16 protein-coding genes are annotated in these 15,621 nt (G+C 72.1%); 14 read left to right on the top strand and 2 right to left on the bottom strand.

From position 1 onward, the window contains the following. Positions 1 to 16: 16 nt before the first annotated feature. The 10 genes from ABD363_RS21560 to ABD363_RS21515 all read left to right on the top strand — a co-directional run bounded on the left by ABD363_RS21560 (position 17) and on the right by ABD363_RS21515 (position 10,988). On the top strand, positions 17 to 685 hold the full coding sequence (locus ABD363_RS21560) for an AAA family ATPase (protein ID WP_344606060.1): 669 nt from the start codon (positions 17 to 19) through the stop codon (positions 683 to 685). 66 nt (positions 686 to 751) lie between these two features. Beyond that, positions 752 to 1,546 (top strand): enhanced serine sensitivity protein SseB, encoded by a 795-nt coding sequence (locus tag ABD363_RS21555; protein WP_344606058.1) that lies wholly within the window; start codon positions 752 to 754, stop codon positions 1,544 to 1,546. A 109-nt stretch (positions 1,547 to 1,655) separates the two neighbouring features. Then, positions 1,656 to 2,456 carry an enhanced serine sensitivity protein SseB C-terminal domain-containing protein gene (locus ABD363_RS21550; protein WP_344606056.1) on the top strand — a complete coding sequence of 267 codons (801 nt, stop codon included), beginning with the start codon at positions 1,656 to 1,658 and terminating at the stop codon, positions 2,454 to 2,456. Positions 2,457 to 2,773: 317 nt separating this feature from the next. Next, positions 2,774 to 3,781: an ABC transporter permease gene (locus tag ABD363_RS21545; protein WP_344606053.1), complete on the top strand. Its 1,008-nt coding sequence runs from the start codon at positions 2,774 to 2,776 to the stop codon at positions 3,779 to 3,781. Between the two features lie 72 nt (positions 3,782 to 3,853). Then, positions 3,854 to 5,650 (top strand): ABC transporter substrate-binding protein, encoded by a 1,797-nt coding sequence (locus tag ABD363_RS21540; RefSeq protein ID WP_344606051.1) that lies wholly within the window; start codon positions 3,854 to 3,856, stop codon positions 5,648 to 5,650. A 143-nt stretch (positions 5,651 to 5,793) separates the two neighbouring features. Continuing rightward, entirely contained in the window at positions 5,794 to 6,792 is a 999-nt protein-coding gene (locus tag ABD363_RS21535) for an ABC transporter permease (RefSeq protein WP_344606049.1), read from the top strand. Further along, positions 6,789 to 7,895 carry an ABC transporter ATP-binding protein gene (locus tag ABD363_RS21530; RefSeq protein ID WP_344606047.1) on the top strand — a complete coding sequence of 369 codons (1,107 nt, stop codon included), beginning with the start codon at positions 6,789 to 6,791 and terminating at the stop codon, positions 7,893 to 7,895. Before ABD363_RS21535 ends, ABD363_RS21530 begins: the two co-directional genes overlap by 4 nt. Before the next feature lie 14 nt (positions 7,896 to 7,909). Then, the gene (locus ABD363_RS21525) at positions 7,910 to 9,250 is read left to right on the top strand and encodes an ABC transporter ATP-binding protein (protein ID WP_344606045.1); all 1,341 of its coding nucleotides are present in this window, start codon (positions 7,910 to 7,912) and stop codon (positions 9,248 to 9,250) included. A 72-nt stretch (positions 9,251 to 9,322) separates the two neighbouring features. After that, positions 9,323 to 9,994 carry a trimeric intracellular cation channel family protein gene (locus ABD363_RS21520; RefSeq protein ID WP_344606043.1) on the top strand — a complete coding sequence of 224 codons (672 nt, stop codon included), beginning with the start codon at positions 9,323 to 9,325 and terminating at the stop codon, positions 9,992 to 9,994. 142 nt (positions 9,995 to 10,136) lie between these two features. After that, positions 10,137 to 10,988, top strand: coding sequence for a thioesterase family protein (locus tag ABD363_RS21515; protein ID WP_344606041.1), 852 nt, complete (start codon positions 10,137 to 10,139; stop codon positions 10,986 to 10,988). Positions 10,989 to 11,087: 99 nt separating this feature from the next. On the opposite strand, the gene ABD363_RS21510 is transcribed toward ABD363_RS21515, so the two are convergent. After that, positions 11,088 to 11,714: a TetR family transcriptional regulator gene (locus ABD363_RS21510; protein WP_344606040.1), complete on the bottom strand. Its 627-nt coding sequence runs from the start codon at positions 11,712 to 11,714 to the stop codon at positions 11,088 to 11,090. Between the two features lie 115 nt (positions 11,715 to 11,829). Here ABD363_RS21510 and ABD363_RS21505 point away from each other — a divergent pair, with 115 nt between their 5' ends. From ABD363_RS21505 to ABD363_RS21495, 3 genes are all read left to right on the top strand, one after another. Then, entirely contained in the window at positions 11,830 to 11,997 is a 168-nt protein-coding gene (locus ABD363_RS21505; protein WP_344606039.1) for a hypothetical protein, read from the top strand. Between the two features lie 45 nt (positions 11,998 to 12,042). After that, on the top strand, positions 12,043 to 12,309 hold the full coding sequence (locus tag ABD363_RS21500) for a DUF4190 domain-containing protein (protein ID WP_344606037.1): 267 nt from the start codon (positions 12,043 to 12,045) through the stop codon (positions 12,307 to 12,309). Positions 12,310 to 12,485: 176 nt separating this feature from the next. Continuing rightward, on the top strand, positions 12,486 to 13,649 hold the full coding sequence (locus ABD363_RS21495; protein ID WP_344606035.1) for a cysteine desulfurase family protein: 1,164 nt from the start codon (positions 12,486 to 12,488) through the stop codon (positions 13,647 to 13,649). A gap of 10 nt (positions 13,650 to 13,659) precedes the next feature. Here the strand turns inward: ABD363_RS21495 and ABD363_RS21490 are convergent, their stop codons facing one another. After that, on the bottom strand, positions 13,660 to 14,400 hold the full coding sequence (locus ABD363_RS21490; RefSeq protein ID WP_425578010.1) for an N-acetylmuramoyl-L-alanine amidase: 741 nt from the start codon (positions 14,398 to 14,400) through the stop codon (positions 13,660 to 13,662). A gap of 60 nt (positions 14,401 to 14,460) precedes the next feature. On the opposite strand from ABD363_RS21490, the gene mnmA reads away from it, so the two are divergent. Further along, positions 14,461 to 15,591 carry a tRNA 2-thiouridine(34) synthase MnmA gene (gene mnmA / locus ABD363_RS21485; protein WP_344606033.1) on the top strand — a complete coding sequence of 377 codons (1,131 nt, stop codon included), beginning with the start codon at positions 14,461 to 14,463 and terminating at the stop codon, positions 15,589 to 15,591. The last annotated feature ends 30 nt before the right edge of the window (positions 15,592 to 15,621 follow it).

The following is a 15,621-nucleotide window of genomic DNA, read 5'->3' as shown; positions in this document are numbered from 1 at the left end:
GGGGAGGACGATCACGGTGAACAGGACCACGGCGTACGCCACCATCGCGGGCAGCGTGCGGGCCGGGCGGCACGCCGCCCTGGCCGGGGAGGCGTGTGGCCCGTCGCCGGCACCCGTCGTCCGCGATCTGCGCGACCGCGCCGGCCGCAGCCCGCACGCCCTGCTGTTCGGGCCCCGCGACATCGTCGCGGTCACCGGTCTGCCCGGCAGCGGCAAGTCGACGCTGATGCGGCGCACGGTGCGCGGCCCGCGCGTCGACTCCCAGGACACCCGCGACCGCTGGGACCGCCGCATGCCCCGCTTCGTGCCGTACGCGGTCTACCGCCCCCTGGTCCGCCTCTCCCACTACGCCGGACTGCGCCGGGCACTGCGCTCCGGCGAGGGCGTCGTCGTCCACGACTGCGGTACGCAGGCCTGGGTGCGCGGCTGGCTGGCCCGCGCGGCCCGCCGCCGGGGCGGCGCGCTGCACCTGCTGCTGCTCGACGTCACGCCCGAGCAGGCGCTGGCCGGCCAGCGCGACCGCGGCCGCGGCGTGTCGCGGTACGCCTTCCGGCGTCACCGCACGGCCACCGCCCGTCTGCTGAGCGCCGCCCAGGAGGGCCGGCTGCCCGCCGGCTGCGCCTCGGCGATCCTCGCCGACCGGGACGCGGCGGACACGCTGCGCCGCATCGGGTTCACGGGCTGAGCCGGCCGCGCGGCCGCACGGGTAGCCTTTTCAGCCCCAGCAGTGGTTCCAGGCAGGCGGTGGCAGATGGACTTCCCGGCGGGCTTCTCCGCGGACTTCCCGGCGCAGGCGCACCCTCACCCGCACGGGGGATGGCCCGGCAACGAGCTGGAGGAGGTGCTGTCGGCCTCCCTCGGCGCCGGCCCGGCGGCGGGCGGCCGGATCATCGAGGTGCTGGGCCGGAGCTTCGTGTGGGTCCCGCTGCCCAACGGCGGCGGCCCGCACAGCGGCCCCCTCGACCTGCCGGCGCTGGAGATCGAGGGCCAGGCGTACGTGCCGGTCTTCAGCTCCGAGGAGCAGTTCCGCCAGGTCGTCGGCTCCCACATGTCGTACACCGTCGCCCCGGCCGTGGAGTTCGCCCGCGGCCTGCCCCCGCAGGTCGGCATCGCCGTCAACCCGGACGGCGTCGTCGGCGTGCCGCTGCCGCCGCCCGCCGTGGCGGAGCTGTGCAGGGCCGGCCGCGGCCCGCTGGAGGGCCCGGCGAGCGGTGGCCGGGTCCGGCTGTTCGAGCCCGACTGGCAGGACGACCCGGTGGACTTCCTCTCCGCCGCCTCCGCCGAGTTCGACGGGGCCGGCGTGGTGCTGACCGCCCGCCGCTGCCTGGCCGCGATCGAGACCGCCGATCCGGTGATGTTCGTGGGCGTCGAGCTCTCCGACTGGCAGGGCGACCTGCGGGAGCGCCCCCTGGACGCGCTCGGCCGCGCCCTGGGCCGGGTGCCGGTCCGGTGGCAGGTCAACCTGATCCTCATGGACATCGCCCAGGACCCGGTGGCCGACTGGCTGCGCGAGCGGGTGCGGCCCTTCTACACGCGGGCCCGGTGAGCCGCCAAAGGGGCGCGGGGACCGCACGCCCGGCCACGGCAAGTCCCCGGCTCCCGGCCGGGCTTAAGCTGGACGTCCACAGGCACGTTTCGTGAAGGGGCGGTAAGAGGTGAGCGCGAGCGGCACCGCCGCGACCGGGCAGGTCGAGCACATGCTGCGCCAGGTCACGCCCGGGCGCTACGACGCCTACGAGGCGCTCCTGCGCGCCCTCGCGACCCCGTCCTCCGGCCAGGTCTGGATGCTGCTGTGGCACGGCCAGGCCGGCTCCCCGGACGCCCAGTACGGGACGATGGAGGTCGACGGCCACGGCTACGCCCCCTGCGTCACCTCCGCCCAGGAACTCTCGGCCAGCGGCTGGAACCGGTCGTACGAGGTGGTCGACGGCCTGGAGGTGGCCCGCGCCCTGTACCCCGACCACTACGGGCTCTGGCTCAACCCGCACGCCCCCGGCGGCGGCGTCGGCATCCCCTGGCTCGACCTGCGGCGCATCGCCACCGGCCTCGACCGCCAGCCCGCCGGGCCGCTCCGGCTGTCCGAACCGGCCATCGAGATCCCGCAGTTCTACGCCCTGCTCACGCAGAACGCCCACCGCACGCCGGCCGTGCGCTCCCTGCGCCGCGCCTGGGTGCAGCCCGCGCTCGGGGCGCCGTACCTCGCCATCGGTCTCGACGTGTACGACACCTCTCCGCCCGCCGTCGACTCGGTGCGCGCGATGATGCAGCAGTCCATCGGCGCGGTCCCGGACGGACTGCCGGTGTCGACCGTGGCGATGTCCGACGAGCACGACCCGGTCGCGATGTGGCTGCGCGCCAACGCCCGCCCCTTCTACGACCGCGAGGCCCACGCCGCCCCCGCCCAGGCTCCCGGGGCCGGGTACGGCTTCCCTCCGGCGGCGTCCGGCCGGTACTGACGGCGTCTCACACATCCGCCGTCCGCCGTCCGTCCGGGCGGTTCTTCGCGCGTAGAGAGGGCCGGATGGTCCTGATGCGCCCTCAATGCCCCAACTCGTTTGCGTCCGAACCCTGTTACCCGCTGTCCGGATAACGGATCTCCCCAGACAGCATCACGTTTACGCATCCTTTCTCCATGAAGTCTGGCAACAGATCGCCGAAGCGTTGAAGACTCCCGCAGCAGGGGGTGGTTCGCCCCTGTGTACGACGGACGGATCACGCCGCCACAGCGGCAAGTGCGGGCCGGCGACCGCCGGTTGAGAGGGGTCTCTGCCAGATGACGGCACCATTGCACGAGCCGACCGCGGAGACGGCCCCCAGTGCGGCCGAGGAAGCGGCGGTCATCGGAGCCGAGGCGAAGGCCGTCCAGGGCCGTTCCCTGGGGCGCATCGCCTGGGAGCGCCTGAAACGGGACAAGCTCGCCCTGGCGGGCGGTGTCGTGGTGCTCTTCCTCATCCTGGTCGCGGTGCTCGCGCCGGTGATCACGAAGCTGTACGGGCAGGACCCCAACGCCTACCACGAGGACCTGATCGACCCGCTGTTCGGCACGCCCACGGGCTCCCTGGGCGGCATGAGCGGCGAGCACTGGCTGGGCGTGGAGCCGGTCAACGGCCGCGACATCTTCGCCCGCATCGTCTACGGCGCCCAGATCTCCCTGCTGGTCGGTTTCCTCTCCGCGGTGGTCGCCGTCGTCCTCGGCACCGTCCTGGGCATCCTGGCCGGCTTCTTCGGCGGCTGGGTCGACTCCGTCATCAGCCGCGTCATGGACGGCCTGCTGGCCTTCCCGCAGCTGCTCTTCACCATCGCGCTGGTCTCCGTGATGCCGAACCAGATGCTGGGGCTGACCGGCACGGGCGTGCGCGTGTTCGTGATGATCCTGGTCATCGGCTTCTTCGGCTGGCCCTACATCGGACGCGTGGTACGCGGCCAGACGCTCTCGCTGCGCGAGCGGGAGTACGTCGAGGCGGCGCGCTCGCTCGGTGCCGGGCGGTTCTACATCCTCTTCAAGGAACTGCTGCCCAACCTGGTCGCGCCGGTCATCGTCTACACGACGATGATGATCCCCACCAACATCCTCACCGAGGCGGCACTCAGCTTCCTGGGCGTGGGCGTCAAGCCGCCCACGGCCTCCTGGGGGCAGATGCTCTCGAACGCGATCGACTACTACGAGTCGGACCCCATGTACATGGTCGTCCCGGGTCTGGCGATCTTCATCACCGTTCTTGCCTTCAACCTCTTCGGCGACGGCGTGCGTGACGCGCTGGACCCGAAGGGCTCCCGCTGACCTGCCGTACCGCACAAGCGTCCCGTGGCACCTGCACGGGGTCTCTCATCTAATCCGGAGGATCCGAGAATCGTGACTACCCAACGCACCTCAGGGCGGCGCAAGCAGGCTTTGGCCGCTGCCGCCGTGGTCGCCGCGCTGCTGACCACGGCGGCGTGCGGTGGCGGCGACGGCGGCGGCGACGAGGGCTCGAAGAACGGCGCGGCCGGTTTCGACGCGGCGAACAACAAGGTCGCCCAGGCCTCGCTGGCCAAGAAGGGCGGCACGCTGAAGTTCGCCGGTACCCAGGACGCCGACTCGTGGGACACCACGCGCGGCTACTACGGCTTCATGTGGAACTTCTCGCGCTACTACAGCCGCCAGCTCGTCACGAACAAGACGGAGCCGGGCAAGGCCGGCGCCGAGGTGACGCCGGACCTCGCCACCGGGCTCGCCAAGGTCTCCGACGACGGCAAGACCTACACGTACACCCTGCGGGACGGCATCACCTGGGAGGACGGCAAGCCGATCACCTCCAAGGACATCAAGTACGGCATCGAGCGCGTCTGGGCGCAGGACGTGCTGTCCGGCGGCCCGGTCTACCTCAAGGACGTGCTCGACCCCAAGGGCGAGTACCCGGGCCCGTACAAGGACAAGTCCAAGGACAAGCTGGGCCTGAAGGCGATCGAGACGCCGGACGACAAGACCATCGTCTTCAAGCTGCCGAAGCCCAACTCGGACTTCGAGTCGATGCTGGCGCTCACCTCGGCCTCCCCGGTCCGCCAGGACAAGGACACCAAGGCCAAGTACGGTCTGCGGCCGTTCTCCTCCGGCCCGTACAAGTTCCAGTCGTACGAGCCGGGCAAGTCCCTGACGCTGGTGCGCAACACGGAGTGGAAGCAGTCCTCCGACCCGGTCCGCAAGGCGTACCCGGACAAGATCACGATCAACTTCTTCTCCAACGCCAACGACCTGGACGCCCGTCTGATCGCGGGCGACTACGACCTGGACATCAACCAGACCGGCATGTCGCCGCAGGGCCGCGCCACCGCCCTGAAGCAGCACAAGGACAACCTGGACAACCCGGTCTCCGGCTACATCCGCTACGCGGTCTTCCCGCAGAGCGTGAAGCCGTTCGACAACATCCACTGCCGCAAGGCCGTGATCTACGGCGCCGACCACGTCTCGCTGCAGACCGCGCGCGGCGGCCCCATCGCCGGCGGTGACATCGGCACCAACATGCTGCCGCCGTCCGTCCCGGGCGCCGAGGGCCAGAAGTACGACCCGTACGAGCTCGCCGGCGCCAACAAGAAGGGCAACGTCGCCAAGGCCAAGGAAGAGCTGAAGGCCTGCGGCCAGCCGAACGGCTTCAAGACCACCATCGCCGTCCGCAACAACAAGCCGGCCGAGGTGGCCACCGCCCAGTCCCTGCAGGCCTCGCTGAAGAAGGTCGGCATCACCGCCGAGATCGACCAGTACGACGGCTCGCAGTCCCCCGGCATCATCGGCAGCCCCTCGAACGTGAAGAAGAAGGGCTACGGCATCATCATCATGGGCTGGGGCCCGGACTTCGCGTCCGTCCAGGGCTACGGCATGCCGCTGTGGGACAGCAACTACATCCTCGAGAGCGGCAACAACAACTACGCCCTGATCAAGGACAAGGAGATCGACGGCCTCTTCGACGAGTACGTCACCACCCTCGACGACTCCAAGAAGACCGAGATCTCCAAGCAGATCAACCACAAGGTCATGGAAGGCGCGTACTACCTGCCCTTCGTCTTCGAGAAGTTCGTCAACTGGCGTTCCAGCCGGCTGGCGAACGTCTACTCCACGGACGCGTACAACGGCACGTACGACTTCGTCAACCTCGGCCTGAAGTCCTCGAAGTAAACCCGGCACACCCGCCGTACGGCACGAAAGGCAGGTGAAGGCCGGCGCGGCGTGACCGCGGGCCACCGTGGAGGCGCCTCCCACGCCCTTGGGGCAGTGGGGGAGACCTCCGGTGGCCCGCGGTACCGCGGCGGGCCGTAGCTGTGCTCGCTTACCTCATCAGGCGGCTGCTCGCCGCCGCAGTGATGCTCGTGGTCATCGTCATGGTGGTCTTCAGCATCTTCTTCCTCGTCCCGAAGTGGGCGGGCGTCGACATCGCCGCGAGTTTCGTCGGCAAGCAGGCGGACCCCGCCGCCGTTGAGGGCGTGCGGCAGAAGCTGGGGCTGGGCGACCCGATCTACGTCCAGGTCTGGGAGTTCTTCAAGGGACTCTTCGCGGGCCGTACGTACGTGGGCGGGGGCGACGTCACCCACTGCTCCGCCCCGTGCTTCGGGTACTCCTTCCGCAGCGAACAGGCCATCTGGCCGGTGCTCACCGACCGGTTCCCGGTCACCCTGAGCCTCGCGCTGGGCGCCGCGGTGCTGTGGCTGCTGTTCGGTGTCGCCGCCGGCGTGCTCTCCGCGCTCAAGCGGGGCACCCTGTGGGACCGCGGCGCGATGCTCGTCGCCCTCGCCGGTGTCTCCCTGCCCATCTACTTCACCGGCCTGCTCAGCCTCGCGATCTTCTCCTACGGACTGGGCTGGCTCGACGCGCAGTACGTGCCCGTGGGCGACAGCTTCGCCGGCTGGCTCGGCGGCATGATCCTGCCGTGGATCACCCTCGCCTTCCTCTACGCGGCGATGTACGCCCGGATCACCCGCGCCACCATGCTGGAGATCCTCGGCGAGGACTACATCCGCACCGCCCGCGCCAAGGGCCTGCGCGAGCAGACCGTCATCGGCAAGCACGCCATGCGCTCCACGATGACGCCCATCCTCACCATGCTCGGCATGGACCTCGGCGCCCTGATCGGCGGCGCGATCCTCACCGAGTCGACGTTCAACCTGCCCGGCCTCGGCCGTGAGGTGCTCAACGCCATCAAGACCCAGGACCTGCCCGTCATCCTCGGCGTCACCCTGATCACCTCCATCGCCGTGCTCATCGCCAACCTCGTGGTGGACGTCCTGTACGCCGTGATCGACCCCCGAGTGAGGCTCGCATGACCGAAGTCAGCAAGAGCGACGCGGCCCTGGGAGAGCCCATCTCCGCCTCGCCCGCGTCGCCCGCCCCGACCGCCTTCCTGGAAGTGCGCGACCTGAAGGTGCACTTCCCGACCGACGACGGCCTGGTCAAGTCCGTCGACGGGCTCAGCTTCCAGCTGGAGAAGGGCAAGACCCTCGGCATCGTGGGCGAGTCCGGCTCCGGCAAGTCGGTGACCTCGCTCGGCATCATGGGCCTGCACACCGCCGGACAGTACGGCAAGCGCAAGGCGCAGATCTCCGGCGAGATCTGGCTGGACGGCACCGAGCTGCTGTCCGCCGACCCCGACCACGTGCGCAGGCTGCGCGGCCGGAAAATGGCGATGATCTTCCAGGACCCGCTGTCCGCGCTGCACCCGTACTACACGATCGGCCAGCAGATCGTGGAGGCGTACCGCACCCACCACGACGTCGACAAGAAGACCGCCCGCCGACGGGCGGTCGAGATGCTCGACCGGGTGGGCATCCCGCAGCCGGACAAGCGGGTCGACAACTACCCGCACGAGTTCTCCGGCGGTATGCGCCAGCGCGCGATGATCGCGATGGCGCTGGTCAACAACCCCGAACTGCTCATCGCGGACGAGCCGACGACCGCCCTGGACGTGACCGTCCAGGCGCAGATCCTCGACCTGATCCGGGACCTGCAGAAGGAGTTCGGCTCGGCGGTCGTCATCATCACCCACGACCTGGGCGTGGTCGCCGAGCTCGCCGACGACCTCCTGGTGATGTACGGCGGCCGCTGCGTGGAGCGCGGCCCGGCGCAGGAGGTGTTCTACGAGCCCCGCCACCCCTACACCTGGGGTCTGCTCGGCTCGATGCCCCGCCTGGACCGTGAGCAGCAGGACCGCCTCATCCCGGTCAAGGGCTCCCCGCCCTCCCTGATCAACCTCCCGTCCGGCTGCGCCTTCAACCCGCGCTGCCCGTACGCCGATGTGCCCAAGGACAACGTCACCCGCACGGTCCGCCCCGAGCTGACCGAGGTCGGCAGCCGGCACTGGGCCGCCTGCCACATGACGCAGGAACAGCGGGAGCGGATCTGGGCCGAAGAGATTGCGCCGAAGCTGTGAGCGAGGAAAAAGCGGTGAACGTCCCTGCGCAGAGCGCCGGCGCCACCCTCACCGAGGACGCCGCCCCCGGCGAGGTCCTGCTGAAGGTGACCGGGCTGCAGAAGCACTTCCCGATCAAGAAGGGCCTGCTCCAGCGGCAGGTCGGCGCGGTGCGCGCGGTCGACGGCCTCGACTTCGAGGTCCGCTCCGGCGAGACCCTGGGCGTGGTGGGCGAGTCCGGCTGCGGCAAGTCGACGATGGGCCGGCTGATCACCCGGCTGCTCGAACCGACCGCGGGCAAGATCGAGTTCGAGGGCAAGGACATCACGCACCTCGGCGTGAGCGGGATGCGCCCGCTGCGCCGCGACGTGCAGATGATCTTCCAGGACCCGTACTCGTCGCTGAACCCGCGCCACACCATCGGCACGATCATCGGGGCCCCCTTCCGGCTCCAGGGCGTCGAGCCCGAGGGCGGCGTCAAGAAGGAGGTCCAGCGGCTGCTGTCGGTGGTCGGGCTCAACCCCGAGCACTACAACCGCTACCCGCACGAGTTCTCCGGCGGCCAGCGCCAGCGCATCGGCATCGCCCGCGCGCTCGCGCTGAACCCCAAGCTGGTGGTGGCCGACGAGCCGGTCTCCGCGCTGGACGTGTCGATCCAGGCGCAGGTGGTCAACCTGCTGGACGACCTCCAGGCGGAGCTGGGCCTGACGTACGTGATCATCGCGCACGACCTCTCGGTCGTCCGGCACGTCTCGGACCGGATCGCGGTGATGTACCTCGGCAAGATCGTGGAGCTGGCCGACCGCGACCAGCTCTACCGGACGCCGATGCACCCGTACACCAAGGCGCTGATGTCGGCGGTGCCGATCCCGGACCCCCGGCGCCGTACGGCCAAGAGCGAGCGGATCCTGCTCAAGGGCGACGTGCCCTCGCCGATCTCCCCGCCGAGCGGGTGCCGGTTCCACACCCGGTGCTGGAAGGCGACCGAGATCTGCCGGACCACGGAGCCGCCGCTGGCGGAGCTGCGGCCCGGCCAGCGGGTCGCCTGCCACCACCCGGAGAACTTCGAGGACCAGCAGCCGCAGGACACGGTGCTGCTGTCCGCCGCCAAGGAGGCGGCGGAGCTGGTGGCCGAGGAGGTCCTCGCGGAGTCGGCGGAGACGTCGGCGGCGGTGGCGGCGGAGATCGCCAAGGATTCCGCGGAGGCCGCCGGGGCTCCCGAGAGCCCGGAGGTCTCCAAGACGTCCGGGGTCTCCAAGACCTCGGCAGTCTCCAAGACCTCGGGAGTCTCCGAGGTCTCCAAGGTCTCCGAGGACTCCGGGGACTCGAAGGGCTCCGGGGCCTCCGAGGACCCCGCAGGCTCCACCGACAAGTAGCACCTGAAGACCGGATCGGGCCCCTGCCTTCCAACGGAAGGCGGGGGCCCGCCGCTGCGTAAGAATGTAAGGGTGCTCCAGCAACTCTTCAGCCCCTCCGTCCAGCACACGCTCGACCTGGTCGGGATCTTCGTCTTCGCGATCTCCGGCGCCCTGCTGGCCGTCCGCAAGAACTTCGACGTCTTCGGCATCGCCGTCCTCGCCGAGGTCACCGCGCTGGGCGGAGGACTGATCCGGGACCTGATCATCGGGGCCGTGCCGCCCGCGGCCTTCACGGACCTGGGCTACTTCGTCACCCCGCTGCTCGCCGCCCTCCTGGTCTTCTTCCTCCACCCCCAGGTGGAGCGCATCCAGACCGGCGTCAACGTCTTCGACGCGGCCGGCCTCGGCCTGTTCTGCGTCACCGGGACGACGAAGGCGTACGAGTACGGGCTCGGCCTGACCGCCTCCGCCTGCCTCGGCCTGGCGACCGCGGTGGGCGGCGGTGTGCTGCGGGACGTGCTCGCCAACGAGGTGCCGTCGCTGCTGCGCTGGGACCGCGACCTGTACGCGGTCCCGGCGACGGTCGGCGCCGCCATGGTCGCCCTGTGCATCCGCTGGGACGCCCTCACCCCGCTCACCAGCGGCCTGGCGGTCGTCACGGCCTTCGTGCTGCGCCTGCTCGCGATGCGGTTCCACTGGCGGGCTCCGCGGGCGTGGAACCGGCGGTCGACGGTACGCGAGGAGGAGCACCTCCCGGTGTGAGGCGCGGCCCGGCCCGCCGCGGGCGCCGCCCGGGCAGGGAAGCCGCCGGCGAACGGCGGGCCCACCGGGCGGCGCCCGCCTCTCCCTTCTGCCCGCAACTCCAAGCTACCGCTTAGTAATTTTCTGTTGTACTGTGCGGCCCATGGCACAAGCAGCTACCGCCCGGGCCACGGTCGGCGACAGCGAGTTCGACCGGGACACCGCGCTCACCCGGCGCGAACCCGGCGTCTACGACATCGATCTCTCCGCCGGCTGGACCGTCTTCGGCGCGGTCAACGGCGGCTACCTGCTGGCCGTCCTGGGCCGCGCCCTCACGGACGCCCTGCCGCACCCCGACCCGTTCACCCTCTCGGCGCACTACCTGACCGCCTCCCGCCCGGGCCCGGCGATCGTCCGCACCGAGCTCGTGCGCACCGGACGCACCCTCTCCACCGGCCAGGCCTCCCTCCTCCAGTACGACGAGGAGGGCCGCGAGGTCGAACGCCTCCGCGTCCTCGCCTCCTACGGCGACCTGGACGCCCTGCCGGACGACGTCCGCACGACCGCCGAACCCCCCGCCATCCCGCCGCCGGACCAGTGCTTCGGGGCGGACGACGCGCCCGCCCCGGGCTCCGTCAGCTCGCCCATCACCGACCGGCTGATGCTCAAGCTCGACCCGGCGACCCTCGGCTGGGCGCTGGGCGAGCCGTCGGGCAAGGGCGAGATGCGGGCCTGGTTCGGCTTCGCCGACGGCCGGGACGCCGACCCGCTCGCCCTGCTCCTCGCGGTGGACGCGCTGCCCCCGACCGCCTTCGAGCTGGGGCTGACCGGCTGGGTGCCGACGGTCGAGCTCACCGTGCACGTACGGTGCCGTCCGGCGCCGGGCCCGCTGCGGGTGTCGGTCACCACGCGCAACCTGGCCGGCGGCTTCCTGGAGGAGGACGCCGAGGTCTGGGACGGCGCCGGCCGGCTGGTGGCCCAGTCCCGTCAGCTCGCGCGGGCCCGGCTCGGCTGAGCGGCCGCGGGCGCCCGCGGCCGTCGGACCGCAGGCGCGGACACGGCCGGGGCGGCGCGTCCGGTGCCCGGCGTGCCGCCCCCGCGCGCGGCCGGGCGGTCAGTCGAGCCAGTGGCGGCGGCCGAGGGTGATCAGCCGCATCCGGCGGGTCGCCAGCCGGGTGATCCGCCGCCGTTCCTCCTCCGGGGCGTCCAGCGTCTCCAGGAACTGGGAGGCCGTGACCAGCATCTGGTCGACGTAGAGGCCCGCGAGCATCAGCAGGTCGTCGTCGTTCCAGCCCTCGGCCTGCGGGTCCTTGGCCAGCTCGGTCCGCACCTCCTCGACGAACCGGTCCAGTTGGGCCCGTATGGCCTCCCGGACCGGCTGGACCCCGCCGTGCTGCTCGCGGGCGATGAACCGGACGTGCGCGGGGTGGGCGTCCACGTGACGGGCGATCAGCTCGACGGCGCGCGCGACGCGTTCGTCGCTGTCGCCCTCCGCGGACACCGTCGTCCGGATCATCGGGTGCAGGCTGCCCAGGGCCTCCTCGACCAGCGCCACGCCGAGGTCGGCCGTGGAGCGGAAGTGCCGGTAGAAGGCGGTCGGCGCGACGCCGACGGCGCGCGTGACCTCACGCAGGCCCAGGCTGCTCAGGCTCTGCTCCTCCAGCAGCCCCAACGCGGCGTCCAGGAGCGCCTGCCGGGTCTTCTGCTTCTGGGCCTGCCGGATACCGAGGGTGTGACTCATACCGTGCAGTCAACAGCCGTCCGCCGGAATGGGAAAGCCGTGCGGCGCGTTAGACTGGAAATTCAGTGAACAACTGTAACTACAAGCGTTCACCGAAAGGTTGGGGGATCCCGCCATGCTGTTCCTCGTCGCCGCGCTTCTGCTGCTGGGCGTCCTGCTCGGCACCGTGGCCCACGCCCCGCTCGGCCTCTCCGCCGCCCTCGGCCTCGTCATCGCCGTCTGGCTCGGCGTCTTCGCGCTCCGCGAGCGCCACGGCCGCCGCCGCGGCACGTCCGCGCACTGACCCCCCGTACGCCGGACCGACCCCGATCGCCGGGAGCTGATCAGCATGCGCCTCACCGCGCCGGCCGCCCACCGCACCGGCATCCGCGACACCGACGGCATGGCCGTCGCGTCCTTCGTCCTCGGCCTCGTCGGCCTGCTCGTGTTCAACGTCTTCCTCGGCCCCGTCGCCATCGTGCTGGCGGCCGTGGCCCTGCGGCGCGGCACCGCCCGCCGCGGCCGCGCCCGCCTGGGTCTCGCCCTCGGCGTGGCCGACCTGCTGGTCCTGCTGGCGCTCGTCCAGGCGGACCACACGGTGTCGTGGAGCTTCTGAGCCGGCGTGCGAACCCGCGGACGCGCACCCGGCACGGCGCCCGTGCGGCCCCCGGGCCGCCCGGCGCGCGCCCGGCACCGGCCGACGGCCCCGGCACCGGCTGGGGGTGCCGGCCGGCGGCGCCGACGGGGCGTCCCGGCCCGCGTCCGCCCCGGCCCCGTAGAATCGGCGTCACCATGGCTTACCTCGACCACGCCGCGACCACCCCGATGCTTCCCGAGGCAGTCGAGGCACTCGCCGCGCACCTGAGCGTCACCGGCAACGCCTCCTCCCTCCACGCGTCCGGCCGCCGCGCCCGCCGTGCCGTCGAGGAGGCCCGCGAGACCCTCGCCGAAGCCCTCGGCGCCCGCCCCAGCGAGATCGTCTTCACCTCCGGCGGCACCGAGGCCGACAACCTCGCCGTCAAGGGCCTGTACTGGGCCCGCCGCGACGCCGACCCGGCCCGCACCCGCGTCCTGGCCAGCCCCGTCGAGCACCACGCCGTCCTCGACGCCGTCCACTGGCTCGGCGAGCACGAGGGCGCCACCGTCGAGTACCTCCCGGTCGACTCCCACGGCCGCGTCCGCCCCGAGGCGCTGCGCGAGGCCATCGCCCGCAACCCCGACGACGTGGCCCTGGTCACGGTGATGTGGGCGAACAACGAGATCGGCACGGTCCTGCCGGTCCGCGAACTCGCCGAGACCGCCGCCGAGTTCGGCATCCCGCTGCACTCCGACGCGGTCCAGGCCTTCGGCCAGGTCCCCGTCGACTTCGCCGCCTCGGGCCTGGCCGCGATGACGGTGTCCGGCCACAAGGTCGGCGGCCCGTACGGCATCGGCGCGCTGGTCCTCGGCCGCGAGCACGCCCCCGTGCCCGTCCTGCACGGCGGCGGTCAGGAGCGGCACGTCCGCTCCGGCACCCTCGACGTCCCCGCGATCGCCTCCTTCGCGGTCGCCGGCCGGCTCGCCGCCGAGCGGCGCGAGTGGTTCGCCCGGGAGATCGGCGCCCTGCGCGACGCCCTCGTCGAGGCGGTCCGCGCGGCGGTGCCCGACGCGGTCCTGGGCGGCGATCCGGTGGACCGCCTCCCGGCCAACGCCCACTTCGCCTTCCCCGGCTGCGAGGGCGACTCGCTGCTGCTCCTGCTCGACGCGCAGGGCATCGAGTGCTCCACCGGCTCCGCCTGCACCGCGGGCGTCGCCCAGCCCAGCCACGTCCTGCTGGCCACCGGCACCGACCCCGACCTGGCCCGCGGCACCCTGCGCTTCTCCCTCGGCCACACCTCCACGCGGGCCGACGTCGAAGCGGTCGCGAAGGCCATCGGCCCGGCGGTGGAGCGGGCCCGGGCGGCGGGCCTGACGTAGGCGGCGCGGCTCACCCGGAGGAGGGGCGGGGCGCGTCCCCTCCGGCCCTCTGCGTCCGCGCCGCGCCGGCCCGCCGGACCAGCTCCATGTACCGGTCCCAGTCCCAGTGCGGCCCCGGATCGGTGTGGTCCGTCCCCGGCACCTCCACGTGGCCGATGATGTGCTCGCGGTCGACGGGGATGCCGTACCGCGCGCAGATCCCCGCCGTCAGGCGGGCGGAGGCGGCGTACATCGCGTCCGTGAAGTCCTCGGGCCGGTCCACGAAGCCCTCGTGCTCGATGCCGACGCTGCGCTCGTTGTAGGCGCGGTTGCCCGCGTGGTACGCCACGTCCAGCTCGCGGATCATCTGCGTGACGTGCCCGTCCTTGCGGACGACGTAGTGCGAGGCCGCCCCGTGCCCCGGGTCCTGGAACACCCGCACCGCGCTGTCGAAGCTGCCCTGGGTGACATGCACGACCACCATGTCTATGCCGTAGTCGTCGGGCCGGTCCGCGCGCCGCCAGTTCGCCTCCGAGGCCGCGACCCACCGGGCGCCCCGGTAGTCGACCTCGCCCGCCTTGCGCGGCTTGTCGACGCCGGGCGCCCGCCACCACAGGCGGCTCAGCTCGTCGCGGGCCAGCACGGCGGTGCCCGCGGCGGCCGCCGCCCCGCCGACGATCAGGGCCCGCCGCCCGATGCGCCGGTCCGTGCCCCGGGCACCCCCGGCGGCTCGGGTGTTCTCGGTCTTCTCGGATGCTCGTCTCGCCCCCACGTGATCGTCAACGGATACGCACGGGCTCCGGTTCCCGCCTCCCCGTACCCTGGAGGAGTTATGACTGACACCCCGCAGCGCACCCGCCCCCTCCGCGTCCTCGCCGCCATGTCGGGCGGCGTCGACTCCGCCGTCGCCGCCGCCCGGGCGGCCGAGGCGGGCCACGACGTCACCGGCGTCCACCTGGCGCTCTCCGCGAACCCGCAGTCCTTCCGCACGGGCGCGCGGGGCTGTTGCACCATCGAGGACTCCCGCGACGCCCGCCGCGCCGCGGACGTCATCGGCATCCCGTTCTACGTGTGGGACCTTGCCGACCGCTTCCGCGAGGACGTGGTGGAGGACTTCGTCGCCGAGTACGAGGCCGGCCGCACCCCGAACCCCTGCCTGCGCTGCAACGAGAAGATCAAGTTCGCCGCCCTGCTGGACAAGGCGCTCGCCCTCGGCTTCGACGCCGTCTGCACGGGCCACTACGCGAAGATCGTGACCCTCCCCGACGGCTCCCGCGAACTGCACCGCGCCTCCGACCTGGCCAAGGACCAGTCGTACGTGCTCGGCGTGCTGGACGCGAAGCAGCTCGCCCACGCGATGTTCCCGCTCGGCGACACGGTCACCACCAAGGAGGAGATCCGCGCGGAGGCCGAGCGCCGGGGCCTGGCGGTGGCCAAGAAGCCCGACTCCCACGACATCTGCTTCATCGCCGACGGCGACACCCAGGGGTTCCTGGCCCGGCGGCTCGGCCGGGCCGAGGGCGACATCGTCGACGAGTCCGGCACCAAGCTGGGCACGCACGAGGGCGCCTACGGCTTCACCATCGGCCAGCGCAAGGGCCTGCGGATCGGCACCCCGGCCCCCGACGGCAAGCCGCGCTACGTCCTCGACATCTCCCCGGTGACCAACACGGTGACGGTCGGCCCGGCGTCCTCCCTGGACGTCGGCGCCCTGACGGCGATCAGGCCCCGCTGGTGCGGCACCGCCCCCACCGGCCCCGGCACCTACACGGCCCAGCTGCGCGCCCACGGCGGCGAGACCGAGGTGCGGGCCGAACTCGTCGACGGCGAACTGCGGGTCACCTTCGCCGAGCCGGTCCGCGGGGTCGCGCCCGGCCAGGCGATCGTGCTGTACGACGGCACGCGTGTGGTGGGCTCGGCGACGATCGCGGCCACGACGCGCACGACGGCGGACGTGGCCTGACCCGCCGCACGCGCGCGTGCCCGCCGTCCG

The sequence above is a fragment of the Streptomyces glaucus genome (assembly GCF_039533365.1).
GTDB classification, from domain to species: Bacteria; Actinomycetota; Actinomycetes; order Streptomycetales; family Streptomycetaceae; genus Streptomyces; species Streptomyces glaucus.
The sequence above is the reverse complement of the archived record's forward strand: the minus strand, read 5'-3'. Positions and strand labels throughout refer to the sequence as shown.

What these genes read in the sequence shown, in the direction of transcription:
- ABD363_RS21555 (WP_344606058.1), top strand. Translation starts at nt 752, where the DNA reads ATGGACTTCCCGGCGGGCTTCTCCGCGGACTTCCCGGCGCAGGCGCAC.
- ABD363_RS21545 (WP_344606053.1), top strand. Translation starts at nt 2,774, where the DNA reads ATGACGGCACCATTGCACGAGCCGACCGCGGAGACGGCCCCCAGTGCG.
- ABD363_RS21530 (WP_344606047.1), top strand. Translation starts at nt 6,789, where the DNA reads ATGACCGAAGTCAGCAAGAGCGACGCGGCCCTGGGAGAGCCCATCTCC.
- ABD363_RS21515 (WP_344606041.1), top strand. Translation starts at nt 10,137, where the DNA reads ATGGCACAAGCAGCTACCGCCCGGGCCACGGTCGGCGACAGCGAGTTC.
- ABD363_RS21510 (WP_344606040.1), bottom strand. Translation starts at nt 11,714, where the DNA reads ATGAGTCACACCCTCGGTATCCGGCAGGCCCAGAAGCAGAAGACCCGG.
- ABD363_RS21505 (WP_344606039.1), top strand. Translation starts at nt 11,830, where the DNA reads ATGCTGTTCCTCGTCGCCGCGCTTCTGCTGCTGGGCGTCCTGCTCGGC.
- ABD363_RS21500 (WP_344606037.1), top strand. Translation starts at nt 12,043, where the DNA reads ATGCGCCTCACCGCGCCGGCCGCCCACCGCACCGGCATCCGCGACACC.
- ABD363_RS21495 (WP_344606035.1), top strand. Translation starts at nt 12,486, where the DNA reads ATGGCTTACCTCGACCACGCCGCGACCACCCCGATGCTTCCCGAGGCA.
- mnmA (WP_344606033.1), top strand. Translation starts at nt 14,461, where the DNA reads ATGACTGACACCCCGCAGCGCACCCGCCCCCTCCGCGTCCTCGCCGCC.